Here is a 25,900-nt window from a genome sequence, read left to right on the forward strand (position 1 = left end):
ATGGTTATCAGGGCTATAACCCTTGCTTTCGAAAGCCACACGCCACTGGAGCCTTACCATGGACAAATACGACCGCATGCTCCTCAGCGCCCTGCTCGAAGACGGCCGTGCGTCCTACGCGCAACTGGCCCGCACGGTGAACCTCTCCGCCCCCGCCGTGGCCGAACGGGTCGCCAAACTGGAAGCCAGCGGCGTGATCACCGGCTACCAGGCCAAGGTGGATTTGTCCAAAGTCGGTTTGCCGATCCAGTGTGTGATCGAACTGAGGCTGACCAATCACGGCAGCCAGAAGGTTTACGACGCCCTGGCTGAAATTCCCGAGCTGACCGAATGCCACCGGGTCACGGGTGATCCGTGCGTGATCATGCAAGCGGCGGTGGGCACCATGCCGCAGCTGGAAGACCTGATTAATCGGGTGGCCAAGTTTGGGTTCAGCAAGACCTCGATTATTTTGTCCAGCGCCATAGAGCGGCGGGTGCCGTTGGGGCAGTTGGAAGCCAATGGGAAACATGGTGGCTGACCTATCGCCATCGGGAGCAAGCCCCCTCCCACATTTGATGTGTGAACACCTTCAAAATGTGGGAAGGGGGCTTGCTCCCGATGGGGTCAGTAGCCTCACCGAAGATTCGAACGCAGAACAATCAAATCGACTATCTGCTCAATCGTAGTGATGTGATCCCAATCCTCCTGAGGCGCTTGCAGCTTGAACTGCCACTTGATCTGCATGATAAAGCAGGTCAGGTCGTCATCAATGATGTCGAAATCATGGATGAAATCGGTTTGCTCCGTCACATCGCTTTGGTCGATAAACCCGATGATATCGACGAACAGCTGGAGCACTTTTTCGCTGATCTCGGCTCTGGTCAGGTTACCTTCCATTTCTCGCCTCATAGGCACACTTACCAATACTGACTAGATCAAAAACTGCAAGCCCGGCAGCAACGAAGGGTATGCCTCGCCCGATGATGCCAAATACCCGGACCGTGCCAAACGTTGCTTTTGCCATTCTGGCCATGGTGGGTTGCCTGATCAATGTACGAGGGAAAAAACGCATTCCGATCAGGCTAGCCAGATTCGTGGTTTTGCTGGAGCCGACGTGAACCCAAGTATCCACAGCGATTTTGCTTATCGGTATGCCCGCCGCGCCCGTATCAACTGTTGCTGCCGTGAGGCCGTAGTGTTGCTGTGTACATTTCCAGAGTTCATCAAACGTCGTATCGGGCACAGCGGGATCAGCGTGAAGGGGCTTGAGTAACTGGTAATGAGAGCCATGACTCCAAGCTGGCAAACTCGGCAACACCATGACTGCCGGGCAGCTTGTCATTGTGTTGCCCACATGAAACGCCATGCTTGAACTTGAACCCAGATCAATGCCATTTGATTCAAGTTCCAACTTGCTTCGCATGATCGCTGTATGAAGATCGCTTTCCTGCATGACTGTGATCCCTGTGCATGAGTGGCAGAAGGGATGGTAGGTCGCAGTAGTACGCGATAGGTGAGTAAAGAGGAAAACCAGAAAGGTCCTAGATCATATCCGGATTTAGCCTACCGACCATTCAGCGCTCAGGTGAAAGAGACCTCAAAACCCCGTGATTCAGTGGCCAGCAAGACCAGTCCCTTTCATTTGCGGGACGTTTCCGAGAGAATCCCACGGCCTTGTTTCCGTCGGATTCGGTAGCTAGTCTCGCCCTGTCATCGAATTTTCGGTGGCCGGACGTGCAAGTCCGATGGCAAGCAAGATCATAAATAAACCTACAGCCAATATGCATGTTATGGCGGCTGTGCGTGGGAGGCCTTCGGGCCTGCTGGGTTTGGATCCTTGCCCCGGTCTTGCACACCTACGCACAGTTGCCACCCTAATTCGCGTGCAAGCGAACGGTGTCGACTTCTTCCAGCAAGGAGTTTCACCATGGTCAAAGTCACCCCCGATCCACCCAAGTCCAAACCCGGCTTCCTCAGCGAAGACGCCCTGCTCCACCGTCGCGCCATCGATTACTACCTCAAGGCGTCCGCTCCGGATGCACCCATTTTTATCCTGAATGACAACCTGAGCTTCGAAGAGGCCTTGGCCCATGCGGCGGATTTGTTGCATTGCGCGGTGGAGACGGCTCATGCCTCGGGAGAGGTAGTGAAGGCGCCACAGCGGGCGGTGATGCATTTGGTGGAGATGGCGAAGGGAGTGGTGGACCAGGCGTTGGCGTGCACACAGCCTCGATAGGCGCTGCATAACTGAATGTGGGAGGGGGCTTGCTCCCGATGGCGGTGTATCAGCCAGCTTATTTTTAGCTGACACACTGCTATCGGGAGCAAGCCCCCTCCCACATTTGGATCTTTGGTGTGCTTGAGAGGGTGGCTGGTTTAGAACCCGCGATGCTTTTTCAGGTGCTCATTGATTTTGGCGGCAGGCACTTTCTGCAAGGTGCATAACAGGTCATGGGACAGTTCACGCAGGCCGTGGGTCTGGCGCAGTTCCTGGGCCAGGTGGGCGGTCAGGTTGGCGGCCATTTCCGCATCCGCCAGCGCCCGGTGAGCCTGGCCGGTGTGGGGCAATTTGGCGTAGGCGTTGAGGGTGCCGAGCTTGTGGTTGGGCGCAGCCGGCATGAGGCGGCGGGCCAGCAGCAGGGAGCAGGCGAATTTCTGCAGGCGGGTGCGGCGGATCAGGCCCAGCTCAAAGTCCCAGAACTTCTGGTCGAAGGCGGCGTTGTGCGCCATCAAGGGCGTGGTACCGACGAACTCGTTGACTTCGTTCATCACCCGCTCAGCCGGTGGCGCGCTGCGCAGCATGGCGTTGCTGATGCCGGTGAGTTGTTCGATAAAAGCCGGTACGCGCACGCCGGCGTTCATCAGGCTCTGGTAGCGATCCACGATTTGTCCGCGCTCGAGGATGACGACGCCAATCTCCGTAGCCCGGCAGTGGCTGCTCGGGGTGATGCCGGTGGTTTCAAAGTCGATGACCGCTATACGTTCCAAACCTGTTCCCACTCCGTCTAACAATTTATTTGAGCAGCAACGCGCCTTCGATCGGCACGTAGCGGCTGGCGGCGCGGATCAATGAATTGGCCGTCAGCCCGGGCACGCCATAAGCCACGGCTTCGACACCATGCTTGTGAATGACACGGTCAAGCAGCATGTCGAAATCACCGTCACCGGAGGCCAGCACGATTTCGTCGACATGGTCGGCGGCGTCCATGATGTCGATGGTGATGCCTACGTCCCAATCACCCTTGGCCGAACCGTCGCTGCGCTGGATATACGGTTTGAGTTTTACCGTAAAGCCCAGGTTGCGCAGGATCTGCTGGAATTGCTGCTGCTTGCTGTCGCCACGGTCGATGGCATAGGCATAGGCCTCGACGATCTGCCCGCGGGCGCTGATGTCAGCCCACAGGGCGGCGTAGTTGAAGTGGCAGCCATAGGCCTGGCGCACGGTGTAATAGAGGTTTTGTACATCGGCGAACACCGCAATTTTCTTCACCGCACTTCCCCATGGCTGCCGCTTGGACCTCGGACGCGAAGGCCCGCAAAGGCGCCAGTATGACAGCCATGGGAAGGTTTCCGCGAAAAATCAGCCCGAAGCGACGAAGCGACCCAGGCCTTGGCGTGTCAGACGAAGGAATCGTCGTCGCCAAAGGAAGAGGAATCGTCGGAATAATCGCTGTCAGCGAAGCTGTCAGCATTGTTGCTGCCCCAACTGTCATTGCCGGCAAACTTCTGGTCATCGTTGCCCCAGTCACCCTGGTCACTGGCCGGTGCCGGTTGTTCAATGATTTCTTCCACCACCTGCGGCTGCTGGTTGTGATGGAACAGGCTGCTGATGCCTTCGGCGAGCAACACACCACCGGCCACACCGGCAGCGGTCTTCATGGCGCCGCCGAGAAAACCGCTGCCCACCGGCGCGGCGGCCGGTGCTTGCGGTTGCTGGTAGTTCTGCTGCGGTGCAGGCGGGTTGAACGATGGCCGCGCCGGCTCACGCCAGCCGCCACCGGAGTTGCTCGGCGCAGGTTGCGGATCGCGGGAGCTACCGCCAAAGATGCTCGACAGAAACCCACCACCACTGGCCGGCGCCGGTTGCGTCGACTTGGCCCGCTGCAGTTCGTCCTGCAATTGCTGGATCTGTTGCGCCTGCTGCTTGTTTTGCGCATCCAGAGCCTGAAGCGCGTGTTCCTGCACCAGTAACGACTGGGTCATGTAGTACCCGGCGGCCGGTTGGCGAGTCATGTGCTCCTTGATCCGCGCTTCGGCCTGGGCGTCGCGGGGGGCTGAGTCCGTTTCGGCTTGCTGTAACCGTGAAAACAGTCCATCGATCAGGGTTTGCTCTTCGCTGTTCATGGCGACCTCGTTAGATTGCCGATAAAAAATTCTGGTCCCGCCTGTGGTCAGGCCGGGTGCCTTCCAGTTATGGGGATGTTACGAGTTGTTTCAATGGTCTTTACTCAAGGTTTACGTTTGCGCCCCTTGGACCCTGATCGGTTAAAGTGTCGCCCTCTGCTTCCAGGCCTGTGATGACCCTGATGAATCCGTTAGACGTTTTGCGCGACTCCTTGCGTTTTACCCAGCGCAACCTGGGCGCCATCGTGCAGTTGTGCCTGCCGTTGGTGATCCTCGAAGCCCTGCTGCAACAGATACTGGACCACACGCTGGGCCCGGATGCATTTCCCGGCTACAGCGTGGTCGTGGGTTTATTGGTGTACCCGCTGTACACCGGCGCCCTGATCCTGTTTCTCGACGCCCGCACCCGTGGCGAATCGCCCCGTATCAAGGACGTGTGGGCCATGGCCTTGAGCCTGTGGCCGCGCTTTGCCCTGCTGACGGCCCTGAGCACGTTGTTGATCTTGCTCGGCCTGTCGCTGTATTTCCTGCCGGGCTTGTGGCTGATGGTGGTGCTGGCGTTTGCCGAATACCTGCTGGTGCTGCGCGGCATGCCGGCCCTGGAGGCGATGAAGGAGAGTTTTCGCCTGACCCGCGGGCATTTCTGGCGCATCCTGGTGTGCCTGCTGTGCGTGATGACCCCGTTGTGGCTGCTCAAGGGCGCCAGCGTGGCGGCCTACCCTGAGCCCGCGCCGTGGCTGGGGTTGCTGATGGACAGTGCCCACAGCTTCCTGCAATTGTTCACCAGCGTGGTGCTGTTCCGTTTATTCATGTTGATCGGTGGCGACGCCGACGCGCGGTGATATGCTCCGTGCCTCTTCTGACACGCAAATAAGCCGAGCCGATGACCCGTTTATTGCGCATCACCCTGTTGAGCCTGTTGATCATCGCCGGCCTGCTGGCGGCGCTGATCCACAGCTTGACCTGGCGCCCCGCCGACAAAGAGACCTTGCCCGTCAGTTGCGTGGCGCCCCGCGCCCCGACCCTGCTGCCGGGGCAGGCGCTCAAGGTGATGACCTGGAACGTGCAATACCTGGCCGGCAAGAACTACGTGTTCTGGTACGACACCCCCGACGGCAGCGGCCCGGATGACCGCCCCACCATTGAAGACATGGCATTCAGCCTCGACGAAGTGGCACGGGTGATCCGCGACGAACAGCCCGATATCCTGTTGCTGCAAGAGATTGACGAGGGCGCCAAACCCTCTCACTACCAGGACCAGCTGGCGCTGTTGCAGGAGCGCCTGGTCGACCTCTACCCCTGCAGCGCCCAGGCGTTCGACTGGAAAGCCGACTTTGTACCCAACCTGCACATTTTCGGCAGCGTCGGCCGCAAGCTGGCGACACTGAGCCGCTACCAGATCGAACATGCTGAGCGCCTGCAATTGCCGGCCGCCGACGCCAACTTCATCAGCCGCCAGTTCCAGCCCAAGCCCGCCTTGCTGTTGACCTACCTGCCGCTGAGCGACGGTGGCCAGCTGGCGGTGCTCAATACGCGGCTAGAGGCCGGCATACCCGGACGCGGTGCCATGCAAGAGCAAGTCGAGGCCACGGTGAAGCTGCTGGACAAGTTCGAAGGCCGCGGCACGCCATGGCTGATCGGGGGAGATTTCAACTTATTGCCACTGGGGCAGTTCCTGCGTTTGGATGCGCAAAAACGCGGGCAGTACTCGCCGGACAGTGAGCTGCACCTGCTGTGGGACAAATACCCGATGATCCCGAGTAACAATGAATCCAGCGGAATAAACCGTGAGCAATGGTTGAGCTATTACCCTAATGATCCGAGCCTGGACGGCCCGGACCGCACCTTGGATTACCTGTTCTTCAGCCCAAGGATCAAGCGGGTGGAGGCGAAAGTACGGCAGGAAGATACATTGCGTATTTCCAACCATATGCCAGTGATCGCTCGTTTTCTCCTGCCCGCTACGTTTTAAACGCTGAACTCAATCTGAAAGTCGACTTCCCGAGAGTTGTTGTGCACTGCCAAAGAAGGTGGTCCTGGACAGACTGATCAGCGCCGCTCGCTTGTGTGGGAAGTCAAACTCCTTGAGTTTCTCGAAGCCGAGCATTTCGCTGCAACGCAACAAACGTTCATTGTCTGCGCGGGGCTCAGCCATAACGCGTTGGGTGCGAACGTCATCAAGAAACATGTAGTGGAGCAAGGACGGGTACCAGGCCTCCAACCATTGGCGACCCCTGAAGGCCTCTTCGCCCACCAGCAGGTGGAAGCCACGGTCAAAGTCCGTCGCCTGGCAAAACGGCGCGAGCCTGTCCTCCTTGGCCCAATACACCTCAAAATAGCCAAATGGCTGCGCATCAAAAAAGCCGATGAGAGGAATAACCCGCGAGTCGGCAAGCTGCGTCTCAAGGAACGCCCGGTGATAGTCCAGGTTCCCCTCTTCCTCCCAGAAAAATGAAACCCGGGGGTCATTCATCCAGCGATTGAACTGGACTAGGTCCCTGTCAATATCAGCCACTTTGAAAGTCAGGGTTTTACCGAGCCAGGGAATATACCTGGCGTAAACGTCACCGGTAGGCTGCTGAGGGCGAACCGGGATGTTGGACTCTCCCGACTCGGCATAACAAAGTGGATAACTGTTGATCATGCCCTTCGAGCACCATGGCAATGACAACTGCCAAAACATCTCAGCCGTTACCAAACACTTTTCATTCTGAAAGACGGCGATGCCCAATTCGCACAGTTGGGCACTCAATGGATCAGGCAACAGCACCTCGACCCTGTCGCGCAGAGGGTTATCAGCAAACCATGCCTCGAGCGCCGCGAGCACGTGACTGAGAGAGGTTGATGTCTCAATGGCCATGTTGCTGGCTGAGCAAGAGGGGTCAATAATTTTAAAATCGCCGTGCGCGCTCTGTAATTCGAAACAGGCGGTCCCGGACTCAAGATGCACGGCGATTTCTGAGCGATCAACGATGACATGGGCTGCTGCCCCGGTAATCTGGCCAACCCTTATGATTCGCTTTGTATGTTCGTTCGTAAGCATCACAGTCTCTCTCTTAACCCAGCCCCATAAGGTCAAGACGTGGTGCGCCCACATAAATTTAAGTGGGCCTTATACAGTGAGCGCGAATAAGCGCCGTTGGCTGCTCATGGCTTCCTGGGCTTCGCCCTGGCCGTCGCTTCGGCCACCAAGGGATCTTCGGGCCAATAGTGTTTTGGGTACCTGCCTTTAAGGTCTTTCTTTACTTCGGCATAGGTACTGCGCCAGAAATTGGCGAGATCCTGGGTCACCTGCACCGGCCTGCGGGCCGGTGACAGCAAGTGCAAGGTCAGTGGCTGTTTTCCCTGGGCAATTGTCGGTGTTTCTGACAGCCCAAAAAGCTCCTGCAGCCGCACTGCAAGCACTGGAGGGTGTTGCGAGTAGTCAATGCGAATGCTCGAGCCCGAGGGCACCTGGATGGACTGGGGCGCTTGAGCGTCCAATGTCTGCGCAAGCGGCCAGGGCAGCAGATTCCTGACGATCGAAGACAAGTCCAACTGACTGAAGTGACTGAGCCGGGTGATCTTGCCCAGATAGGGCGTGAGCCACTCTTGGAGCGTATCCAGCAGATTGGCATCGCTGAGGTCGGGCCATTGACTGGTGCCCTGGCCATTCTGGATATCGAACTGACGCAACAACTCGACTCGAGCCTGCCACTGACGCAACTCAGGGTTCCAGGGCAGCAGTTCAATGCCCTTGCGCCTCACGAGGTTGACCAGCGCGAGCGAACGGGCGTGCTCGTCGAGGTTGGGCAGCGGCGTCGTGGAAAGCACCAACTGCCCCACCCTCAATTGCCGCTCGGCCTTGAGCACCCCTTCCCTATCATCCCAATCGATCTCATCGACTGACCTTACCAGGTCGCTTAGCTGATCCTCGAACAGTGCCGGGTCCAGGTCGCTCGCCAGGTAAATCCGTTCTTCACGCTGGCCCTGCCGACTGCCCAGGTCTGCCACTACCAGCCACTCATGCTTGGTGAGCGCATCGGGTTCGGCGAAGACTGCCGCGCGCCCGTTGGAAAGACGATACTCCGCTGCGCTTGCACGCCGTTGCTGGCCAATTCGATCAGGGTAGGCAAACGCCAGCAGGCAACCGACCCAGCGTGGATGATCAGGCGCGCTGACCGGGCTGGAGGCACATCCTCGCAGCAAGGATCGATACTGCCGGGCAGACTGCTTAACGCGTTGGACGGCGCCGCTGCCACGGCGTGCGTTCTGCTCGCCCGATAATGCACTGAGCCGGGTATGAAGATCAGCACCTGCGCCACGTAGAATGTCCTTCTCCCCCAGCAGGGCTGCGATGTTGCAGGCCAGGTCATCCAGGCCCATGGCGTGGCCCTTGATGAGCAGATGAGCGATGCGCGGATGCGCCGGCAGCTCGCTCATGGCCGACCCGTGAGGTGTGAGCTGACCCTTATCATCCAGCGCGCCCAGGCGCTTGAGCAGGTCCCTGGCCTGGGCAAAAGGCGCCGAGGGGGGTTGGTCGAGCCAGGTCATTTCATCTGGCTTCATCCCCCACCGGGCCAACTGCAGCGCGAGGCCAGCCAGATCGGCTTGTAGAATTTCGGGGGTGCTGTAACCCGCCATTTGCTCGTGTTGCGACTCTGACCATAGTCGGTAGCAGACACCCGGTTCCAGGCGCCCGGCTCGCCCCATCCGCTGAGTCGCACTGGCCCTGGAGATACGCTGGGTATCAAGCCGGGTCATGCCACTACGCGGATCAAACTTCGGCACCCGTTCAAGACCGCTGTCCACCACCACCCTGACCCCTTGGATGGTCAAGCTGGTCTCGGCAATGTTGGTTGCCAGCACGATCTTGCGCGAGCCTGCGGGTGCCGGGTCAATGGCAGCACGTTGTGCGTTCAGATCGAGGTCACCGTACAGCGGGCAGAGCATGACGTCTGGACGACTGCCCAGTTGGTCCTTCAGGGACTCGGCCACGCGCCTAATCTCTGCCTGGCCCGGAAGGAACACCAGGATACTTCCCGGCTGCTCATGGAGGGCGGCCAGGCAGGTGTCAGTGACCCGCGTGTCGAGAGGCTGGCCTGGCTGATAAGGGCTTCCCCAGAGGGTGGAGACCGGATACATCCGCCCTTCACTGGTGATCACCGGCGCGTCATTCAAAACCTTCGAGAGCCGAGCGCCTTCCAATGTTGCAGACATCAGCAGCAGCTTGAGTGGCGGCTCATCACGCAGCAGTTCACGCGCACTCACGCACAGGGCCAGTGCAAGATCAGAGTCCAGGTTGCGCAGGTGATACTCATCGAAGATGACCAGCCCCACTCCGTCCAACGCCGGATCGGCCTGAAGGCGGCGCGCCAGGATCCCTTCGGTGACCACTTCGATCCGGGTGCGAGGGCCTACTCTACTCTCGAGGCGGATGCGGTAGCCGACGGTATCACCAACCTTTTCGCCCAGCTCGCTGGCCAGCCGCTCAGCAGCGGCCCGCGCGGCCAGGCGCCGGGGTTCGAGCATCAGGATGGTCTGCCCGGCGAGCCAGGGCTCGTTCAATACGGCCAAGGGCACACGGGTGGTTTTACCGGCGCCGGGTGGCGCTTCCAGCACCACTTCATGGCGATGCGCCAAGGCGTCACGCAGGGCGGGTAAAACATCATCGATCGGCAACGAATTCATACTGGCTCCAAAGCAGAGCGGCGAGTATAACGGCGAACTGCTGAAAGCCGGCTGTGGTCTCAACAACACCTGCCCCTCCCACATTCGATCATCGGCGCCCGGCAGATCTGGCTTATAGTCACCCATAAACATGTTCAGGAGACTTTTCATGCGTATCGCTTCCCGTGTCATCGGCGCTGCATTAGCCGTCACCCTGCTGAGCCAACTCACCGCCTGCGGGTCGATTTTCTATCCCGACCGCCGTGGCCAGATCGACGGCAAGATCGACCCGGCCATTGCCGTACTCGATGCCGTCGGCCTGCTGTTCTACGTCATCCCCGGCTTGATCGCGTTTGGGGTCGACTTCGCCACGGGTGCGATCTACTACGAACCCGGCAAGACCGCTCAGGTCGCCCCCGAGAAACTGCACCAGGCCATCGGCGCCGACGGCCAGGTGGACAACGCCAAGCTGCAGAGCATCATCCAGAAGGAAACCGGCCGTACCTTGCCGCTGGACGACCCACGGCTGATCCAGTTCAAGGGCAGCGTGCAGCAACTGGCGTCCCTGGGCCTGCAACCCGCCGCGTAAGGACAGCCCATGACCAGCAGCCCCGAACACGCCAGGCTCCTGCGCCTGGCCACTCGCGCCTCGGTGGGCGTGGCCTGTGTGCTGATTATCACCAAGGCCATTGCCTGGTGGCTCAGCGGCTCGGTGAGCATGCTCGCCGGGTTGACCGACTCGCTGCTCGATGGTGTGACCTCGCTGTTGAACCTGCTGGCGGTGCATTACGCCCTGCGCCCGGCCGATGACGATCACCGTTATGGGCATGGCAAGGCGGAATCGCTGGCGGGTATGGCCCAAGCGTTGTTTATCGCTGGCAGTGCGGTGCTGATTGCGCTCCAGGCGTTTGAACGGCTCAAGCATCCCGAGCCCGTGGGCGCGCCATGGCTGAGCATTGGTGTAATTGTCTTGTCCCTGGCGCTGACCGTGGCCCTGCTGATGCTGCAACACCGTGTGGTGCGCGAGACCGGTTCGAACGCGGTGCGCGCCGACTCGCTGCACTACCGCTCGGACTTGCTGCTCAATGGCAGCATCCTCATCGCACTGGTGTTGGCGGGCTTCGGCTTTCATCAGGTCGATGCATGGTTTGGCCTGGGCATCGCCGCCTACATCCTGTGGAGTGCGATCCAGATCGCCCGGGAAAGCTTCGCGGTGTTGATGGATGAAGAGCTACCACCGGACGTCAGCCAGCACATGCTGGAACTGGCCCGTGGCGTGCCCGGGGTCCTGGGCGCCCACGATTTGCGCACGCGTATCTCCGGCAGCCACTGGTTTGTGCAGTTGCACCTGGAACTGCCGGGGGAACTGACGTTATCGGTGGCCCATGGCATCAGCGACCAGGCCGCCGACGCCATTCACCAGGCCTACCCGCGTGCCGAAGTGCTGGTGCACGCCGACCCGCTGGAAGTGGTCACCGGCAACAAGACCTAGTACTGCACCTGATACCCGCGACTGCCCAGGCAGTTGCCCTGGGCCTGGCGGTAGGTTTGCACCACCGCCGGGTCGGGGGCATAAGTGACGGTGCGCGGGTCGAAGCCACTTTGTTGCACGGCCCAGCGATAACAGTCGTAGCCGTCCTGCTGCACCTGGGCCGGGGACTGGCCGTTGGCGGGATAGGCAACCACGTCATAACCATTGCCTTGCGGCGCCGGCTGGGGTGATGGCACTTGCGCTGGCGGTTGCACCACCACGTATTGCTGGGTGCTTTGCTCATAGGCGTAGTAGGCGCCAGCGGCAAGGAACAAGAGTGAGCCACCTACCCACACTTCACGCGCGTAGTCCGGCAGGTACTGCACACGAATGCCATATGGCGGCGTCACCACCACGTAGCGCGGCCCTTGGGGACGATACCAGTAGCCGCCGGAAAAGAAGTAGTCCTGGCCACGGTAAGGCACGCGGTAATTACGGTCAGGGAAGCGATCCACCACGTAACCGGGACGGTGCTGCGGGCCTGGGCCCCAGCCATTGCCGTGCCCGTCGGGGCGGCCAGGCCAGCGGTTATCACCGGGACGATCATAACCAGGCCGCGAACCTGGGCCGCCAGCCTCCCAATGCCGGTTGTCGTCGTTGCGTCGGGGGATATCACGGTAATAACCCTGGCGCGGCTCCTGGGTCTGACGCACGGTATCGGGCCGGCCCTGGATCGGCAGGTTATTGGAGGGTTGCGGCTGCGGTGCCGGTCGCCCTGGCTCATTACCTTGAGGGCGGCCTTGCCATTGCCCCTCGTGCTGGCCGCCGCGATCAAAATGCGGGTTTTGTGGGCGTGGTTGATTGTTTTCAGGCCGTTGCGCCGGGCCCGGTGAGTTATCGCGCTCGTCGGCCATTACCTGCGTGCCGACGCTGACCACCAGCAAACCAACACCTGCCATACGCCAGATGCGCTTCATGCTATTCCTCACTGCGGATTAGGGCCTTACAGATGAGACTGAAAAAGCCCCACCCGGTTCTCAGGCAGGTTATCAGTCGCGGGCAGTATTTTCTCAAGGCAAAAGAAAAGGGGTGACCCGTCGGCCACCCCTTGAGAACTTCGTCCATGCACAACGCTTTTGACGTTGGCTCACCTCACGCCGTCTTGTGGACAGTGTGCAGCCTGGAGGCCGGCTCAACCCTGCTGGGGCGGCGGCCGCAGCGGGCCTGATTGGGCGCGCTGCTGTGGACTGTTGTCCAGGCGGTGATTCTGTTGATAAAGATACCCGCCAACGCCCGACGGATGATTGCGAAGATTGCGTCAATAAACAGTGCTTGCGCAATTTTTAACCCTTCATGGATAATTCAACGCAATAGTTACGACAAAGGCCAACCCAATGAGCAAGCTTGACCGATACGACCTGAGTATTTTGGCGGAATTGCAGCGCGACGCGAGGATCTCCAACCAGGAGCTGGCCGAGCGTATCGGCCTGTCGCCTTCGCCCTGCTCGCGCCGGGTCAAGCAGCTGGAAGACGACGGCTACATTGCGCGCCAGGTTGCCTTGCTGGATCGCAAGATGCTCGGTCTGAGCCTGACGGCCTACGTATTGATCGGTATGGACCGGCACACGCCGGAGCGCTTCGAGAACTTCGAGGCGGCAATCCGTACCTTGCCCCAGGTGCTGGAATGCAGCCTGGTGACAGGCATGGATGCGGACTATCAGCTAAAGGTCGTGGTGCCGGATATGGATCACTATCAAAAACTGCTGCTGGGCCATCTGACCCGCATCGAAGGCGTGACCAGCGTGCGTTCCAGCTTTGTTCTCAACCAGGTGCTCAACAGCACCGAACTGCCCCTGACCCACCTGCGCACTTAAGGTCGGTGAAGGCCAAATGTGGGAGGGGGCTTGCTCCCGATAGCGGTGGGTCAGTTGATAAATAACTCACTGACACTCAGTCATCGGGAGCAAGCCCCCCCACATTTTGACCGCGTACGACTCAAGTCAATGTTGCGTCTGTGACGCTGCCGTATACTGCTCGCTTGTCTTGCTGGAAGAGCCCCATGAACAACATCGACCCCGCCCTGTTTGAAGAATGGATGATGACCGGCCTGGTCACCATCCTCATTATTTTCATGGGCTTCATCGTCTGGGACCTGGCAAAGAAATCCAAGGCCGGGCGCTTTGGTTCGTTCATCCTGTTCTTCGTGCTGGGCCTGGGCGTAGCCGCGTTCATCATCAAGAGCGTGGTGATCGGCCTGATCGAGTCCGGTGCTCTATAAACGCGCCGGTACCGCCTTCCATTGGCCTTGATCCAGGCCGTCGATAGACCAGTCACCAATGCGCACGCGCACCAGTCGTAACGTCGGCAGGCCCACCGCCGCGGTCATGCGCCGGACCTGGCGGTTACGCCCTTCGCGAATGACCAGCTCCAGCCAGTGAGTCGGCACGCTTTTGCGAAAGCGTACCGGCGGGTTGCGCGGCCATAACGCGGGTTCATCCAGTAGCCGCGCCTCGGCAGGCAAGGTCATGCCGTCATTGAGTTCCACGCCATCGCGCAGGCGTTGCAGCTGTTCTTGTGTCGGCTCGCCTTCCACCTGCACCCAATAGGTTTTCGCCAGCTTGTGCTTGGGGTCGGCAATACGTGCCTGCAACTGACCGTCATTGGTCAGCAACAGCAGGCCTTCGCTGTCACGGTCCAGGCGCCCCGCCGGGTAGATGCCGGGAATGTCGATAAAGTCCTTGAGGGTCGCACGCCCGCCTTCGTCGCTGAACTGGGTCAGCACGTCGAACGGTTTATTGAACAGGATCAGCTTCGGCTCGGCCGGTGGCGCCTTGGCGACACGACGGGCAGCGGCATGCGGAGGTTTCACGCCAGGGCGGCGCGAATCGGGACGGGTAGGACGGGACATGGCAAAAGGAACATCTAGCGGTCAGGACCCACAATGCTAGTGGTCTGACCGCCAAATGACCATCCCAACCGCTTAGCGGAACGGCGGCTCGTCGAAGCTGCGCAATTTACGCGAGTGCAACGAATTGAGTTCGGTGCGCAACAGATCGACCGCCTCGATGCCGATTTTCAGGTGCTGGCTGACCGCACGCTCATAAAACGCGTTGGCCGACCCCGGCAGCTTGATCTCGCTGTGCAAGGGTTTGTCCGAGACGCATAACAAAGTGCCATAGGGCACGCGCAGACGGTAACCCTGGGCAGCGATGGTGCCGCTTTCCATGTCCACGGCCACGGCGCGGGACAGGTTGATCAACGGACGTTCCTGGGCCCAGCGCAGTTCCCAGTTGCGGTCGTCGTAGGTCAGCACGGTGCCGGTGCGCAGGCGTTTTTTCAGTTCTTCACCTTTTTCGCCAGTAACATTCGCCGCGGCTTGCTGAAGGGCCAACTGCACCTCGGCCAGGGCCGGGATCGGGATGTTCGGCGGCACCACACGATCAAGAATGCCGTCACGACGCATATAGGCGTGAGCCAGTACGTAGTCACCGATGGTCTGGGATTGGCGCAGGCCGCCGCAGTGGCCGATCATCAGCCAGCAATGCGGGCGCAGCACCGCCAGGTGGTCGGTGATGTTCTTGGCGTTGGATGGGCCGACGCCGATATTCACCAGGGTCACGCCGTGACCATCGCTGGCTTGCAGGTGATAGGCCGGCATCTGGTAGCGGTGCCAGACCACGCCTGCGGCAATCGCCGAGGCCTCGCCGTGGTCCATGCTTTTGTCGATCACCACGTTGCCCGGCAACACCATGCGGATAAACCTTGGGTCGCTGCGCAGTTGTTCCAGGCCGTGCAGGATGAACTGGTCAACGTAGCGGTGGTAGTTCGTCAGCAGGATCCACGGCTGTACATGGCGCCAGTCGCTGCCGGTGTAGTGAACCAGGCGGCGCAGGGAAAAATCCACGCGGGCCGCATCGAACAGTGCCAAGGGCAACGGGTCGGTGTTTTCCCAATCGTAGAGGCCGTCGGCGATGCCATCCGTGGCGGCGGACAGGTCGGTACTGGGGAAGACCCGGGCCAGGGTCGCGGCGGTCACGCCGGAGCCGGCCAGTTCGTCGCCCTGCTCCACCACGTAGGGGTAAGGGATGTTCTGCTGGCTGACGCCCACTTCCACCGTCACAGTGAAATCGTGCATCAGCGGCACCAATTGTTCGAGCAAGTACTTACGGAACGCGGCCGGGTGGGTCACGGTGACGCTGTAGGTGCCGGGTAACTGGACCTTGGCATACGCCCGGGTGGTCTGTGGGACTTCGCCATGGCAGTGGTAGGTCAGGCGCAGTTCCGGGTAGCGAAACAGCGCGCGTTGTGCGGCGTCGGGTTCGATGCGGTCCTTGAGGTATTGCTTGAGGGCTTGATTGAGCGCACCGGTAGCACGCTCATGCAGGGCCGCCAGCCGGTCCACGGCCTCTTCGGCGGTTTTAACGACAACAAAAGCTTCGGTCACGGTAAGCATCCTGTGTTCTGGACTTGCAGGTCTTTATCTTGCCTGTATCCAGGCTTCACCGAAACACCAGGATTGGATTGCATTTAAAATGTGGGAGGGGGCTTGCCCCCGATAGCTGAGTGTCAGTCAGTATATTATCAACTGACACGCCGCTATCGGGGGCAAGCCCCCTCCCACATTTGACTGTGTTTATTCAGGAGAATGGGGGTGTAGATCGCTGGACGATCGCCTCCACATCCACCCCACGCGGCAAGGTGCCGTACACCCGACCGGACGATTCGCCCAGGCGGCTGGCGATAAACCCATCGCTGACGGCTGCATTCCCGGCCTCCAACAACAACTTGGCCTGCAATGCCACGGCGATATCCTCGGTCAACTGCCGTGCGCGGTACTGAATGTCCTGGGTGTCCATAAAAGCCGACTTCAGTTGCTCGATATGCCGCGTCAACAGCCGGTCGCCGTGCCCATCGCCCAGTTCGACAAACAGCGCCTCCAGCACACCCGGTTCTTTCGACAGTGCGCGCAGCACGTCCAGGCATTGCACGTTACCCGAGCCTTCCCACGTCGAGTTCACCGGCGCCTCACGGTACAGGCGCGGCAGGATGCTGTCCTCCACATACCCGGCACCGCCCATGCATTCGGCGGCTTCGTTGATCATCGCGGGCGCACGCTTGCAGATCCAATACTTGCCCACCGCCGTGACCAGCCGGGCGAACTTGGCTTCCTGCTCATTATCAAGATGATCCAGCGCGCGGCCCATGCGCAGGCTCAAGGCCAGGGCCGCTTCGCTTTCCAGGGCCAGGTCGGCCAAGACGTTTTGCATCAGCGGTTGTTCGCTGAGTAGGCGGCCGCCGACCAAGCGATGGGCACAGTGATGGCTGGCCTGGGTCAGCGCCTGGCGCATCAAGGCGCTGGAGCCGACCATGCAATCGAAACGGGTCATGGCAACCATTTCGATGATGGTCGGTACGCCACGGCCTTCTTCGCCGACCATCCAGGCCAGGGCGCCGCGAAACTCCACTTCGCTGGAGGCATTGGAGCAGTTGCCAAGTTTGTTTTTCAAACGCTGGATATAGAACTGGTTGCGCGTGTCATCCGGGCGCTGTCGGGGCAGTAGGAAACAGGTCAGGCCCTTGTCGGTCTGGGCCAGGGTCAGGAAGGCATCGCACATCGGCGCCGAGCAGAACCACTTGTGGCCCACCAGTTCGTAGGCCTGGCCGGGACCGCCTGCGCCAACAGGATAGGCGCGAGTGGTGTTGGCGCGCACGTCGGTGCCGCCCTGCTTCTCGGTCATGGCCATGCCGATGGTGGCGCCGGCCTTGTGGGCGATACCGACGTTGCGTGGGTCGTATTGGGTATTGAGGATCTTCGGCAGCCAGAGGTCCGCCAGGTCCGGTTGCAGGCGTAGCGCCGGGACGCAGGCGAAGGTCATGGTCAACGGGCAACCGGTGCCGGCTTCGGCCTGGCTGTGCAGATAGGTCATCGCCGCACGCGCCACATGGGCGCCGGATTGCGGATGAGCCCAGGGCAGCGACGGCAGGCCATGCTCAACGGCGGTACGCATCAGTTCGTGATAGGCCGGGTGAAATTCCACCAGGTCAATGCGGTGGCCGTAACGGTCATGACTGCTGAACACCGGTTTGTTCTGGTTCGCCAGGAACCCGGCCTCCATCAACGGCCCGCCGGCCAGCGCACCGTAGGCATCGATACGCGATTGCGCCCAGCCGGCGCCAAAGCGGCGCGACCATTCTTGCAGGGGCAGATCGATGCGGTACAGGTTGGTGCCGTCCAGGGACGGTGGCTGGTTAGTGACGTCGTGGGTTTCAGCAAACTGATGCAGGTTCATGACGGGCCTCCTGGAAAAAGGCCACATCGATTTCAGGCTGTCTGTAGGAGCGAGCTTGCTCGCGCCTACACAAGGCACCGTTCGATTGAGGCCGGTTATTTCAGTTAAGCACCGACCTTACGCTCAAAAAAGTGGCATACCCGCCGAATGTTCGGCGCTTTCGCCCTCTGTCGTGCACAGCACATGGCGCTCCAGCACGGCCTGCAAGGCGTCGAAACGCAGGGGTTTGGCCAGGCGATCGGTCATGCCGATGCCGTGGCAACGCTCACGTTCCGGCCCATCGGGCGAGCTACTCAGGGCGATCACCGGCAACTCACCGCAGCCGGGCAAAGCACGAATCTGACAGCACAACGAGAAACCACCTTCAGGTATGTCCAGCAGCACTGCATCAAAACGCTCACCCTGCAGTTCTACCAGTGCGGCCGGGCCGTTATCCACGGTTTTGACCCGGTAGCCCAGTTTGAGCAGCATGCCACGCACCGCCAACTGGCCTACGCTGTTGTCGTCCACCAGCAGCACCTTGCATTCATGGGGCGAACGTTGGGCGTGGTGCACCGGCGCGCTCTGCCTGAGTTGCCCAGGCGCAAGGCCGACGTCCAATTCCAACTGAAAGCGGCTGCCTTTGCGCGGCTCCGAATGATGGGTCAAACGCCCGCCCTGCAGTTCAATCAACTGCCGGCAAATCGCCAAGCCAATGCCCAGGCCACCGTATTCACGGGTCGTCGAGCCGTCGAGTTGGAAGAAGCGCTGATACAGCGTGGCCTCGTCTAGAAAGGCAAAACCGATACCGGTGTCGGTCACGATAAAGCTCAGGTGCAGTCCGCCATCCGCTTGGGGCACACCGACCACACGCAAGCGCACAACACCTATATGGGTAAATTTGAACGCATTGTCCAACAGGCAATCCAGGCATTGGAGCAGCTTGCCCGCATCGCCGATAACGCGGTCCGGCAGTTCATCCGCGACGTCGATGGAAAACTCCAGGCCCTTGGCTTGGGCACTGGCGGTAAACTGCTGGCGCAAAGTATCAAGCTCCCCCCGCAGGCTGAACACTTGGGGCTGTGCCACCAGGCGGCCGGCCTGCAGTTCGGTCAGGGTGAGGATGCCGTTGACCATGCGCATCATGTCCCGTGCCGAGCCGGCGGCGGTTTGTTGGTACTGCGCCAGATCATCGGCCAGGGGGACGGTCTGCATCAGCTCCAGAGAACCGATCACACCGTTCATCGGCGTACGCAGTTCGTGGGTCAGGGTGGCGAGGAATTCATCTTTGAGGCGATTACTGCGGGCCAGTTGCTGGTTGAGCGCCTCGAGCTTCTGGCTGGCGTCGAAGAGGATTTGCGCCTGCTGCTCACGCATGCCGTTGATGCGGTCGGCCAAGGCCAGGGACAGCAGCGCCACTTCAATGGCCGAGCCGATCTGGCTGGCATACATGGTCAGGAACACGTTAGGCAGGTAGCCCAGAACCATCAGGGTGTTGACCACCCCGCCAAGCAGGAACGCCGACCAGGCGATGATGAAGTAGCGCGCCATACGCTGCCCGCAGTACCAAGCCTTGATGGCGGCGACAAAGATGGTCACGGTAAATACCAGCGCCAGGCCCGTGGCCAATCGCAGGGCCACGGCGTAGCTGGTCAGCAGCGCCAGCGCCATCACCAACCCACCACAGGCTGCCAGCGCCAGCAGCATCCGGTTGAGCCAGCGACTGTGCTGCGCGGTGTGCAGGAAGCTGCGGGCGAACAGACTGCCGAACAACGCCGCCGAACCGATCAGGAACGGCACCGCCGCATTCGCCCACCATGGGTTGTTCGGCCAGAAGTACTGCACCGCGACGCCATTGACCGAGAGCTGGTACAAACCGAACGACGCAATATAGAGGATGTAATAAAGGTAGCTGGTGTCGCGCACGCTCAGGTAGATGAACAGGTTGTAGATCAACATGCCCAGCAACACACCGTAAATCGCCCCGAGCACATACAGGCGCAGCGGCTGTTCTTCCAGGTATGCCGTACCCGCCCATAACGTCAACGGCGCCTGGATCGAGCCTTGGCTTTGCAAGCGTAGGTAGAGCGTCTGTTGCTGGTCGGGCAGGAAGTTGAGCTTGAACAGGTAGTTGCTCTGGCTCACTTCACGGCTGGAAAACGGCAATGCGCTGCCGGTCCGGGCGGTCAGGCGGTAGCGACCGGTGTCGTCGCTCTGGTACAGGTCCAGGCGATTGAGCGGCGGATAGGCCAGCTCCAGAAACCAGGCGCGTGGTGCACGAGGGTCCTTGGCGGTGTAATGCAGGTTGACCTTGAGCCAGAACACCGAGCGCGAATAACCGGCGTTGAGGGTGGCTTTGTCATGGGTCTTGAACTGGGCGGCGTAGGCGGGGGAGCTGACATCGGCGATGGTGAGGGTATCGGTGGGGTCTTCCAGCACTTGCATGACCCGGCCCAGCGGCAGGCTTCGCGTGTCCGGGTGGAACTCGACGGCGCTGGCGAGCATCGGCAGCCCGCACAAGATAAAGATCAGCAAATAGCGCATAAAGCCCCAGCGTGGCCTGCCCGGCTGTGTCAAAAGCCCCCCATTCCTTTTGAGAAGACGTACACCGGCGATACAGTAAGTTGTTTGGGTGCACTTTAGCATAGCCATTAAAGGCCATTGGACAGCATTGAAATATTTTTTTGAAAGGCTCTAGATCAAGGCTTTCAGCATTTAAACTGCAGCTTCGAGCCGCAGAAAAACGTCGTAACTGCGGGCAGACTTCAACCATCGCCAGACGGCCACGCAAAAAGCGTTTGGTGGTAAGCTCGCGCACCATGAATATCTACAGCTCTCGCCCCGTTGTCCTCTGTCTCTCCGGCCACGACCCCAGTGGTGGCGCCGGCCTGCAGGCAGATATCGAAGCCCTGCTCGCCCAGGGCTGCCACGCCGCTGCGGCCGTCACCGCCCTGACCGTGCAGAATACGGTCAATGTCAGTGACTTCCGCGTGCTTGATCGCGAGTGGGTCATGGCCCAGGCCAATGCCGTGCTCAGCGACTCCGAAGTGGCGGCAGTCAAGCTGGGCATGCTCGGCTCCACCGCGATGGTCGACACCGTGGTCGAACTGCTGCAGGCGCACCCGCATCTGCCGGTGGTCTGCGATCCGGTGCTGCGCGCCGGCGGCGGCGGTAGCCTGGGCAAGGATGAAGTCGGCTACGCAATGCGCGAACGGCTGTTGCCACTGTCGTTGATCGCCACGCCCAACCTGCCGGAAGCCCGCATCCTGGCCGAGTTGCCCGACGGCAGCGCGGACGAGTGCGCCGAGAAGCTGTTGCCGTACATCAAGCACCTGCTGATCACCGGTGGCCATGGCGACGAGCATGAAGTGCACAACCGCCTGTACAGCCGCGACGGCACGCGCCGCACCTTTACCTGCCAGCGCTTGCCAGGCAGCTATCACGGTTCGGGCTGCACCTTGGCCAGTGCATTGGCCGGTCGCATCGCCCAGGGCGAAGGCTTGGCCAGCGCCGTGCAATCGGCCCTCAACTACACCTGGCGCACCCTGCGTGACGCCGAGCGACTCGGCCAGGGCCAGTACGTGCCGCGTCGGTTGCCGCTGGATTTCTGCTCGTAACCTATCGCCTGTCACAACAAGGGGCTTGCCCGATGAAACTACGTGGCCTTTACGCCATTACCGACAGCCAGCTCTTGGCCGGCAAGTTCCTCGCCTACGTCGAAGCAGCGCTGGACGGCGGCGTGACCTTGTTGCAGTACCGTGACAAAAGCAGCGACGAAGCGCGGCGCCTGCGTGAAGCGGAAAAACTGCACGAATTGTGTTCCCGCTATAAGACCCAACTGATCATCAACGACGACGCCGAGCTGGCGGCGCGCCTGGGCGTTGGTGTGCACTTGGGCCAGACCGACGGCCCACTGACCCCGGCCCGTGCACTGCTGGGCTCCAAGGCGATCATCGGCGCCACCTGTCACGACCAGATCGAACTGGCCGAACAGGCAGCCAGGGAAGGCGCCAGCTATGTCGCCTTCGGTCGCTTCTTCAATTCAACGACCAAACCCGGCGCACCTGCCGCCACCGTTGAAATGCTGGCCCAGGCCCGCGCGCGCTTGCAGCTGCCGATCTGCGTGATCGGCGGCGTCACCCTGGACAACGCCGAACCGCTGGTGGCCCACGGGGCCGACCTGCTGGCGGTGGTGCACGGCCTGTTCGGTGCCGACAGTACCCAGGAAGTCACGCGCCGCGCCCGCGCCTTCAACGACCTTCTTAAATATTCAGCTTAGAGAGCCCGATCATGTCCCGTTCCGAAACCCTGTTTGCCAATGCCCAGAAACACATCCCCGGCGGTGTGAACTCCCCCGTACGTGCGTTCAAGAGCGTGGGCGGCACGCCGTTGTTCTTCAAGCATGCCGAAGGCGCCTATGTCACCGACGAAGATGACAAGCGCTATGTCGACTATGTCGGCTCCTGGGGCCCGATGATCCTCGGCCACAGTCACCCGGACGTACTGGATGCGGTGCGCCAGCAGCTGCAACACGGCCTTTCCTACGGCGCGCCGACCGCCATGGAAACCGAGATGGCCGACCTGGTCTGCGCGATCGTGCCGTCGATGGAAATGGTGCGCATGGTCAGCTCCGGCACCGAGGCCACCATGAGCGCCATCCGCCTGGCCCGGGGTTTCACCGGCCGCGATAACATCATCAAGTTCGAAGGCTGCTACCACGGCCATTCCGACAGCCTGCTGGTGAAAGCCGGCTCCGGCGCGCTGACCCAGGGCGTGCCGAACTCTGCCGGTGTGCCGGCAGCCTTCGCCAAGCACACCCTGACCCTGCCGTTCAACGACATCGCCGCCGTCGAGCAGATGCTCAGCGAAGTCGGCCAGGACGTGGCGTGCATCATCGTCGAGCCGGTTGCCGGCAATATGAACTGCGTACCGCCGGCCCCGGGCTTCCTCGAGGGCCTGCGCGAGCAGTGCGACAAGCACGGCGTGGTGCTGATCTTCGACGAAGTGATGACCGGTTTCCGTGTCGCCCTCGGCGGCGCCCAGGCGCACTACGGCGTTACGCCGGACCTGAGCACCTTCGGCAAGATCATCGGTGGCGGCATGCCAGTAGGCTGCTTCGGCGGCAAGCGCGAGATCATGCAGCACATCGCTCCCCTGGGCCCGGTGTACCAGGCCGGCACCTTGTCGGGTAACCCGCTGGCGATGGCCGCCGGCCTGGCCACCCTGCGCCTGATCAGCCGCCCGGGCTTCCATGCCGAGCTGACCGACTACACCACCCGCCTGCTCGACGGCCTGCAACAACGCGCCGATGCCGCCGGTATCCCGTTTGTCACCACCCAGGCTGGCGGCATGTTCGGCCTGTACTTCAGCGGTGCCGACGATATCGTCACCTTTGATGACGTGATGGGCAGCGATGCCGACCTGTTCAAGCGCTTCTTCCACCTGATGCTGGAAGGCGGCGTGTACCTGGCGCCGAGTGCCTTCGAAGCCGGGTTCACCTCGATCGCCCATGGCGAAGCCGAGCTGAAACTGACCCTCGATGCTGCCGAACGCGCCTTCGCGGCCCTGAAATAACTGACGGCACTCACTGACGTTGCCCCAGGCAGCGTCAGATTTGCTACTTTGCCTACAGATATTTCCTGCATTTTTCGAGAATTATCCTACAAACCGGCAGATATCTTGCCCAAGCAGCAGAAAAACGAGTAAAGACTTTGTAAGCAGGGGCCTGCTTATTTCATAATGCGCGCTGATTGGACTCCCCCGTGGGTCCGCGTGCCCCGTCAGAGGTAAGTCGATTCCCATGAAACGCACCGGCCGCACCCTGGTTCTGGGCTGCCTGTTGCTCCTTCAGCCGCTGCTGGCACATGCCCAGGCAGGCGGCAACTCGTTGTTAATCCCAGCGATGGGTCGCTGCACCCTCAATACCCAGCCAGACAGCCAGGCCGAAGCGCTGAGCGCGTGCCAGAAACAGGCTGATGACGGGGATGCGCAGGCGCAATACGAGTTGGGCGAGTACTACCACGACAGCAAGAACCCGGCCCTCGACCTCAACAAAGCGTTGAGCTACTTCGAGAAAGCCTCATTGCAGGGCCATGCCCAGGCGCAATTCCAGCTGGGTAAGATGTTCTTCCGCGGCGAAGGCGTGCCGGCCAATAACGTCCAGGCGTACATCGTGCTGAAAATGGCCGCAGTCAACGGTGCCGAAGACGCACTGGATACTGCCGACGAAGTTGCCGAGCACATGCAGCGCGATGAGCTGGAAGTGGCCACCCAGGTGCTGGGGCAGATTTTCCGCAATTACCTGCAGGAACTGCAGAGTGCCGATGGGCGCTCGCCCTTCTCACCCCTGCCCTGATTTCGGCCAGCCCCTTCTATTGCCATCGGTCTAACGCCCTACTTCTCAGGCATCGGCATCGGAAACGGCATGACATTGCTAGTGCCCCGCGCCTCGCTGATCTTCGGCGTGCCCAGGCGCTCGACTTCATCGATGCGTACGATCGAATGCATCGGCACAAAACTGCGCACCACGCCTTCGAACTGGGCCTTGAGCTTTTCTTCGCCCGGGTCGACGACCAACTGGGTGCGCTCGCCAAAGACGAATTCTTCCACTTCCAGGAAGCCCCACAGATCACTTTGATAGATCTGCTTGGCGTACATTTCGAACACCTGGCCCTGGTTAAGGAAAATCACCTTGTAGATTGGAGCTTCACGTTTGGTCATGGTGGGCGCGGAACACATGGGGATATAAAAGAGGGCGCGAACTATAGCATGGCACCCGATGCACAGCGCTAGGAACCGATGGGCATGCCCCCTATAATGCGCGGTTCTTTACCACCAGTTGACGATACCCATGGCCAAGAAGCTTTATATCGAAACCCACGGTTGCCAGATGAACGAGTACGACAGCTCGCGCATGGTCGACCTGCTGGGCGAACACCAGGCCCTGGAAGTCACCGCCCGCGCCGAAGATGCCGACGTGATCCTGCTCAATACCTGCTCGATCCGCGAGCGGGCCCAGGACCGTGTGTACTCCCAGCTGGGCCGCTGGCGCGAATTGAAACTGGCCAACCCGGACATGGTGATCGCCGTCGGCGGTTGCGTGGCCAGCCAGGAAGGCGCTGCGATCCGCGATCGTGCGCCCTATGTCGACGTGGTCTTCGGCCCGCAAACCCTGCACCGCCTGCCTGACATGATCGACGCCGCACGCATCACCAAGCTGCCCCAGGTGGACGTTTCGTTCCCGGAGATCGAGAAATTCGACCATCTGCCCGAACCGCGCATCGACGGGCCGAGCGCCTACGTGTCGGTGATGGAAGGCTGCAGCAAGTACTGCACCTTCTGTGTGGTGCCCTACACCCGCGGTGAAGAAGTCAGCCGGCCGTTTGACGACGTACTGTCGGAAATCATCCACCTGGCTGAAAACGGCGTGCGTGAAGTGACCCTGCTGGGCCAGAACGTCAACGGCTACCGTGGCCTGACCCACGACGGGCGCCTGGCCGACCTGGCGGAGCTGATCCGCGTGGTCGCCGCCGTCGATGGCATCGAGCGCATCCGCTACACCACCTCGCACCCGCTGGAGTTTTCCGACAGCCTGATCCAGGCCCACGCCGAAGTGCCGGAATTGGTCAAGCACCTGCACTTGCCGGTGCAATCGGGCTCGGACCGCATCCTGTCGGCGATGAAGCGCAACCACACGGCGCTGGAATACAAATCCAAGCTGCGCAAGTTGCGCGCCGCAGTACCGGGCATTTGCATCAGTTCGGACTTTATCGTTGGTTTCCCGGGCGAAACCGAGAAAGATTTCCAACAGACCATGAAGTTGATCGAGGACGTCGGTTTCGACTTCTCCTACTCGTTTGTTTACAGCCAACGCCCAGGTACACCTGCCGCGGACCTACTGGATGAAACCCCGGAAGCGCTGAAAAAGGAGCGTTTGAACGCGCTGCAACATCGCCTCAACCAACAGGGTTTCGAGATCAGCCGACAAATGGTCGGTTCGATCCAGCGCATCCTGGTTACGGATTACTCGAAAAAGGACCCGGGTGAATTGCAGGGCCGTACCGAGAACAACCGCATCGTCAACTTCCGTTGCGATGACCCCACCCTGATCGGCCAGTTTGCCGATGTGCATATCGATGCGGCGCAGCCACACTCGTTGCGCGGCTCGCTGATCAACTGATCTCGC

At 60.7% G+C, this 25,900-nt stretch carries 26 protein-coding genes; 13 read left to right on the forward strand and 13 right to left on the reverse strand.

All coding sequences use genetic code 11. The annotated features are described in order from the left end of the window. Positions 1-58 precede the first annotated feature (58 nt). A complete protein-coding gene (locus tag BLU48_RS24415; protein ID WP_057024479.1) occupies positions 59-520 on the forward strand; it encodes an Lrp/AsnC family transcriptional regulator in 462 nt (153 codons plus the stop codon). A gap of 95 nt (positions 521-615) precedes the next feature. Here the strand turns inward: BLU48_RS24415 and BLU48_RS24420 are convergent, their stop codons facing one another. Continuing rightward, the gene (locus BLU48_RS24420; protein WP_057024478.1) at positions 616-879 is read right to left on the reverse strand and encodes an acyl carrier protein; all 264 of its coding nucleotides are present in this window, start codon (positions 877-879) and stop codon (positions 616-618) included. Then, positions 869-1,435 carry a hypothetical protein gene (locus tag BLU48_RS24425; protein ID WP_057024477.1) on the reverse strand — a complete coding sequence of 189 codons (567 nt, stop codon included), beginning with the start codon at positions 1,433-1,435 and terminating at the stop codon, positions 869-871. Before BLU48_RS24425 ends, BLU48_RS24420 begins: the two co-directional genes overlap by 11 nt. A gap of 474 nt (positions 1,436-1,909) precedes the next feature. On the opposite strand from BLU48_RS24425, the gene BLU48_RS24430 reads away from it, so the two are divergent. Continuing rightward, the gene (locus BLU48_RS24430) at positions 1,910-2,218 is read left to right on the forward strand and encodes a DUF6124 family protein (RefSeq protein ID WP_057024476.1); all 309 of its coding nucleotides are present in this window, start codon (positions 1,910-1,912) and stop codon (positions 2,216-2,218) included. A 140-nt stretch (positions 2,219-2,358) separates the two neighbouring features. Here the strand turns inward: BLU48_RS24430 and BLU48_RS24435 are convergent, their stop codons facing one another. From BLU48_RS24435 to BLU48_RS24445, 3 genes are all read right to left on the reverse strand, one after another. Then, the gene (locus BLU48_RS24435; RefSeq protein WP_054896175.1) at positions 2,359-2,970 is read right to left on the reverse strand and encodes a 3'-5' exonuclease; all 612 of its coding nucleotides are present in this window, start codon (positions 2,968-2,970) and stop codon (positions 2,359-2,361) included. Between the two features lie 25 nt (positions 2,971-2,995). Next, positions 2,996-3,472: a LabA-like NYN domain-containing protein gene (locus BLU48_RS24440; protein ID WP_057024475.1), complete on the reverse strand. Its 477-nt coding sequence runs from the start codon at positions 3,470-3,472 to the stop codon at positions 2,996-2,998. A 128-nt stretch (positions 3,473-3,600) separates the two neighbouring features. Next, complete coding sequence (locus BLU48_RS24445) at positions 3,601-4,326, reverse strand: DUF2076 domain-containing protein (RefSeq protein WP_043050664.1); 726 nt, start codon at positions 4,324-4,326, stop codon at positions 3,601-3,603. A gap of 182 nt (positions 4,327-4,508) precedes the next feature. Here BLU48_RS24445 and BLU48_RS24450 point away from each other — a divergent pair, with 182 nt between their 5' ends. Together BLU48_RS24450 and BLU48_RS24455 are read left to right on the forward strand one after the other, a co-directional pair. Then, positions 4,509-5,168, forward strand: a complete 660-nt coding sequence (locus tag BLU48_RS24450; protein ID WP_057024548.1) for a YciC family protein — start codon at positions 4,509-4,511, stop codon at positions 5,166-5,168. 41 nt (positions 5,169-5,209) lie between these two features. Then, positions 5,210-6,298, forward strand: a complete 1,089-nt coding sequence (locus tag BLU48_RS24455) for an endonuclease/exonuclease/phosphatase family protein (protein ID WP_057024474.1) — start codon at positions 5,210-5,212, stop codon at positions 6,296-6,298. Between the two features lie 9 nt (positions 6,299-6,307). On the opposite strand, the gene BLU48_RS24460 is transcribed toward BLU48_RS24455, so the two are convergent. Next, positions 6,308-7,369, reverse strand: coding sequence for a GNAT family N-acetyltransferase (locus BLU48_RS24460; protein WP_164484839.1), 1,062 nt, complete (start codon positions 7,367-7,369; stop codon positions 6,308-6,310). A 104-nt stretch (positions 7,370-7,473) separates the two neighbouring features. Continuing rightward, the gene (hrpB, locus tag BLU48_RS24465) at positions 7,474-9,996 is read right to left on the reverse strand and encodes an ATP-dependent helicase HrpB (RefSeq protein WP_057024547.1); all 2,523 of its coding nucleotides are present in this window, start codon (positions 9,994-9,996) and stop codon (positions 7,474-7,476) included. 148 nt (positions 9,997-10,144) lie between these two features. Between hrpB and BLU48_RS24470 the strand changes: the two genes are divergently transcribed. Together BLU48_RS24470 and BLU48_RS24475 are read left to right on the forward strand one after the other, a co-directional pair. After that, entirely contained in the window at positions 10,145-10,564 is a 420-nt protein-coding gene (locus tag BLU48_RS24470; RefSeq protein WP_057012850.1) for a hypothetical protein, read from the forward strand. 9 nt (positions 10,565-10,573) lie between these two features. Beyond that, positions 10,574-11,467, forward strand: a complete 894-nt coding sequence (locus BLU48_RS24475) for a cation diffusion facilitator family transporter (protein ID WP_057012851.1) — start codon at positions 10,574-10,576, stop codon at positions 11,465-11,467. Here BLU48_RS24475 and BLU48_RS24480 read toward each other — a convergent pair. After that, on the reverse strand, positions 11,464-12,423 hold the full coding sequence (locus BLU48_RS24480; protein ID WP_057024472.1) for a DUF6515 family protein: 960 nt from the start codon (positions 12,421-12,423) through the stop codon (positions 11,464-11,466). The two genes, BLU48_RS24475 and BLU48_RS24480, sit on opposite strands and share 4 nt — an antisense overlap. Before the next feature lie 417 nt (positions 12,424-12,840). Here BLU48_RS24480 and BLU48_RS24485 point away from each other — a divergent pair, with 417 nt between their 5' ends. Both BLU48_RS24485 and BLU48_RS24490 read left to right on the forward strand, forming a co-directional pair. Further along, positions 12,841-13,320 (forward strand): Lrp/AsnC family transcriptional regulator, encoded by a 480-nt coding sequence (locus BLU48_RS24485; RefSeq protein ID WP_003194418.1) that lies wholly within the window; start codon positions 12,841-12,843, stop codon positions 13,318-13,320. Positions 13,321-13,514: 194 nt separating this feature from the next. After that, on the forward strand, positions 13,515-13,724 hold the full coding sequence (locus tag BLU48_RS24490; protein WP_025999909.1) for a DUF2788 domain-containing protein: 210 nt from the start codon (positions 13,515-13,517) through the stop codon (positions 13,722-13,724). On the opposite strand, the gene BLU48_RS24495 is transcribed toward BLU48_RS24490, so the two are convergent. From BLU48_RS24495 to BLU48_RS24510, 4 genes are all read right to left on the reverse strand, one after another. Further along, complete coding sequence (locus BLU48_RS24495; protein ID WP_057024471.1) at positions 13,719-14,354, reverse strand: pseudouridine synthase; 636 nt, start codon at positions 14,352-14,354, stop codon at positions 13,719-13,721. The two genes, BLU48_RS24490 and BLU48_RS24495, sit on opposite strands and share 6 nt — an antisense overlap. A gap of 72 nt (positions 14,355-14,426) precedes the next feature. After that, on the reverse strand, positions 14,427-15,899 hold the full coding sequence (amn, locus tag BLU48_RS24500; protein WP_161796505.1) for an AMP nucleosidase: 1,473 nt from the start codon (positions 15,897-15,899) through the stop codon (positions 14,427-14,429). Positions 15,900-16,083: 184 nt separating this feature from the next. Next, positions 16,084-17,736, reverse strand: a complete 1,653-nt coding sequence (locus BLU48_RS24505) for an acyl-CoA dehydrogenase family protein (RefSeq protein ID WP_057024470.1) — start codon at positions 17,734-17,736, stop codon at positions 16,084-16,086. Positions 17,737-17,859: 123 nt separating this feature from the next. Next, on the reverse strand, positions 17,860-20,259 hold the full coding sequence (locus BLU48_RS24510; protein ID WP_057024469.1) for a hybrid sensor histidine kinase/response regulator: 2,400 nt from the start codon (positions 20,257-20,259) through the stop codon (positions 17,860-17,862). A 275-nt stretch (positions 20,260-20,534) separates the two neighbouring features. Here BLU48_RS24510 and BLU48_RS24515 point away from each other — a divergent pair, with 275 nt between their 5' ends. The 4 genes from BLU48_RS24515 to BLU48_RS24530 all read left to right on the forward strand — a co-directional run bounded on the left by BLU48_RS24515 (position 20,535) and on the right by BLU48_RS24530 (position 24,070). Continuing rightward, positions 20,535-21,332, forward strand: a complete 798-nt coding sequence (locus BLU48_RS24515) for a hydroxymethylpyrimidine/phosphomethylpyrimidine kinase (RefSeq protein ID WP_057024468.1) — start codon at positions 20,535-20,537, stop codon at positions 21,330-21,332. 32 nt (positions 21,333-21,364) lie between these two features. Then, the gene (gene thiE / locus BLU48_RS24520; protein WP_057024467.1) at positions 21,365-21,994 is read left to right on the forward strand and encodes a thiamine phosphate synthase; all 630 of its coding nucleotides are present in this window, start codon (positions 21,365-21,367) and stop codon (positions 21,992-21,994) included. Positions 21,995-22,005: 11 nt separating this feature from the next. Then, the gene (gene hemL / locus BLU48_RS24525) at positions 22,006-23,289 is read left to right on the forward strand and encodes a glutamate-1-semialdehyde 2,1-aminomutase (RefSeq protein ID WP_057024466.1); all 1,284 of its coding nucleotides are present in this window, start codon (positions 22,006-22,008) and stop codon (positions 23,287-23,289) included. A gap of 226 nt (positions 23,290-23,515) precedes the next feature. Continuing rightward, positions 23,516-24,070: a tetratricopeptide repeat protein gene (locus BLU48_RS24530; RefSeq protein WP_057024465.1), complete on the forward strand. Its 555-nt coding sequence runs from the start codon at positions 23,516-23,518 to the stop codon at positions 24,068-24,070. A 38-nt stretch (positions 24,071-24,108) separates the two neighbouring features. Here the strand turns inward: BLU48_RS24530 and BLU48_RS24535 are convergent, their stop codons facing one another. After that, a complete protein-coding gene (locus tag BLU48_RS24535) occupies positions 24,109-24,435 on the reverse strand; it encodes a DUF1820 family protein (protein ID WP_003194436.1) in 327 nt (108 codons plus the stop codon). Positions 24,436-24,565: 130 nt separating this feature from the next. Here BLU48_RS24535 and miaB point away from each other — a divergent pair, with 130 nt between their 5' ends. Continuing rightward, entirely contained in the window at positions 24,566-25,894 is a 1,329-nt protein-coding gene (gene miaB, locus BLU48_RS24540; protein WP_057024464.1) for a tRNA (N6-isopentenyl adenosine(37)-C2)-methylthiotransferase MiaB, read from the forward strand. The last annotated feature ends 6 nt before the right edge of the window (positions 25,895-25,900 follow it).

Source organism: Pseudomonas synxantha, from assembly GCF_900105675.1.
GTDB lineage: Bacteria > Pseudomonadota > Gammaproteobacteria > Pseudomonadales > Pseudomonadaceae > Aquipseudomonas > Aquipseudomonas synxantha.

Excerpts from the sequence above, each read along its gene's own strand:
- BLU48_RS24415 (WP_057024479.1), top strand. The coding sequence starts at position 59 with ATGGACAAATACGACCGCATGCTCCTCAGCGCCCTGCTCGAAGACGGC.
- BLU48_RS24420 (WP_057024478.1), bottom strand. The coding sequence starts at position 879 with ATGGAAGGTAACCTGACCAGAGCCGAGATCAGCGAAAAAGTGCTCCAG.
- BLU48_RS24425 (WP_057024477.1), bottom strand. The coding sequence starts at position 1,435 with ATGCAGGAAAGCGATCTTCATACAGCGATCATGCGAAGCAAGTTGGAA.
- BLU48_RS24430 (WP_057024476.1), top strand. The coding sequence starts at position 1,910 with ATGGTCAAAGTCACCCCCGATCCACCCAAGTCCAAACCCGGCTTCCTC.
- BLU48_RS24445 (WP_043050664.1), bottom strand. The coding sequence starts at position 4,326 with ATGAACAGCGAAGAGCAAACCCTGATCGATGGACTGTTTTCACGGTTA.
- BLU48_RS24450 (WP_057024548.1), top strand. The coding sequence starts at position 4,509 with ATGAATCCGTTAGACGTTTTGCGCGACTCCTTGCGTTTTACCCAGCGC.
- BLU48_RS24455 (WP_057024474.1), top strand. The coding sequence starts at position 5,210 with ATGACCCGTTTATTGCGCATCACCCTGTTGAGCCTGTTGATCATCGCC.
- BLU48_RS24460 (WP_164484839.1), bottom strand. The coding sequence starts at position 7,369 with ATGCTTACGAACGAACATACAAAGCGAATCATAAGGGTTGGCCAGATT.
- hrpB (WP_057024547.1), bottom strand. The coding sequence starts at position 9,996 with ATGAATTCGTTGCCGATCGATGATGTTTTACCCGCCCTGCGTGACGCC.
- BLU48_RS24470 (WP_057012850.1), top strand. The coding sequence starts at position 10,145 with ATGCGTATCGCTTCCCGTGTCATCGGCGCTGCATTAGCCGTCACCCTG.
- BLU48_RS24475 (WP_057012851.1), top strand. The coding sequence starts at position 10,574 with ATGACCAGCAGCCCCGAACACGCCAGGCTCCTGCGCCTGGCCACTCGC.
- BLU48_RS24480 (WP_057024472.1), bottom strand. The coding sequence starts at position 12,423 with ATGAAGCGCATCTGGCGTATGGCAGGTGTTGGTTTGCTGGTGGTCAGC.
- BLU48_RS24485 (WP_003194418.1), top strand. The coding sequence starts at position 12,841 with ATGAGCAAGCTTGACCGATACGACCTGAGTATTTTGGCGGAATTGCAG.
- BLU48_RS24495 (WP_057024471.1), bottom strand. The coding sequence starts at position 14,354 with ATGTCCCGTCCTACCCGTCCCGATTCGCGCCGCCCTGGCGTGAAACCT.
- amn (WP_161796505.1), bottom strand. The coding sequence starts at position 15,899 with ATGCTTACCGTGACCGAAGCTTTTGTTGTCGTTAAAACCGCCGAAGAG.
- BLU48_RS24505 (WP_057024470.1), bottom strand. The coding sequence starts at position 17,736 with ATGAACCTGCATCAGTTTGCTGAAACCCACGACGTCACTAACCAGCCA.
- BLU48_RS24510 (WP_057024469.1), bottom strand. The coding sequence starts at position 20,259 with ATGCGCTATTTGCTGATCTTTATCTTGTGCGGGCTGCCGATGCTCGCC.
- BLU48_RS24515 (WP_057024468.1), top strand. The coding sequence starts at position 20,535 with ATGAATATCTACAGCTCTCGCCCCGTTGTCCTCTGTCTCTCCGGCCAC.
- thiE (WP_057024467.1), top strand. The coding sequence starts at position 21,365 with ATGAAACTACGTGGCCTTTACGCCATTACCGACAGCCAGCTCTTGGCC.
- hemL (WP_057024466.1), top strand. The coding sequence starts at position 22,006 with ATGTCCCGTTCCGAAACCCTGTTTGCCAATGCCCAGAAACACATCCCC.
- BLU48_RS24530 (WP_057024465.1), top strand. The coding sequence starts at position 23,516 with ATGAAACGCACCGGCCGCACCCTGGTTCTGGGCTGCCTGTTGCTCCTT.
- BLU48_RS24535 (WP_003194436.1), bottom strand. The coding sequence starts at position 24,435 with ATGACCAAACGTGAAGCTCCAATCTACAAGGTGATTTTCCTTAACCAG.
- miaB (WP_057024464.1), top strand. The coding sequence starts at position 24,566 with ATGGCCAAGAAGCTTTATATCGAAACCCACGGTTGCCAGATGAACGAG.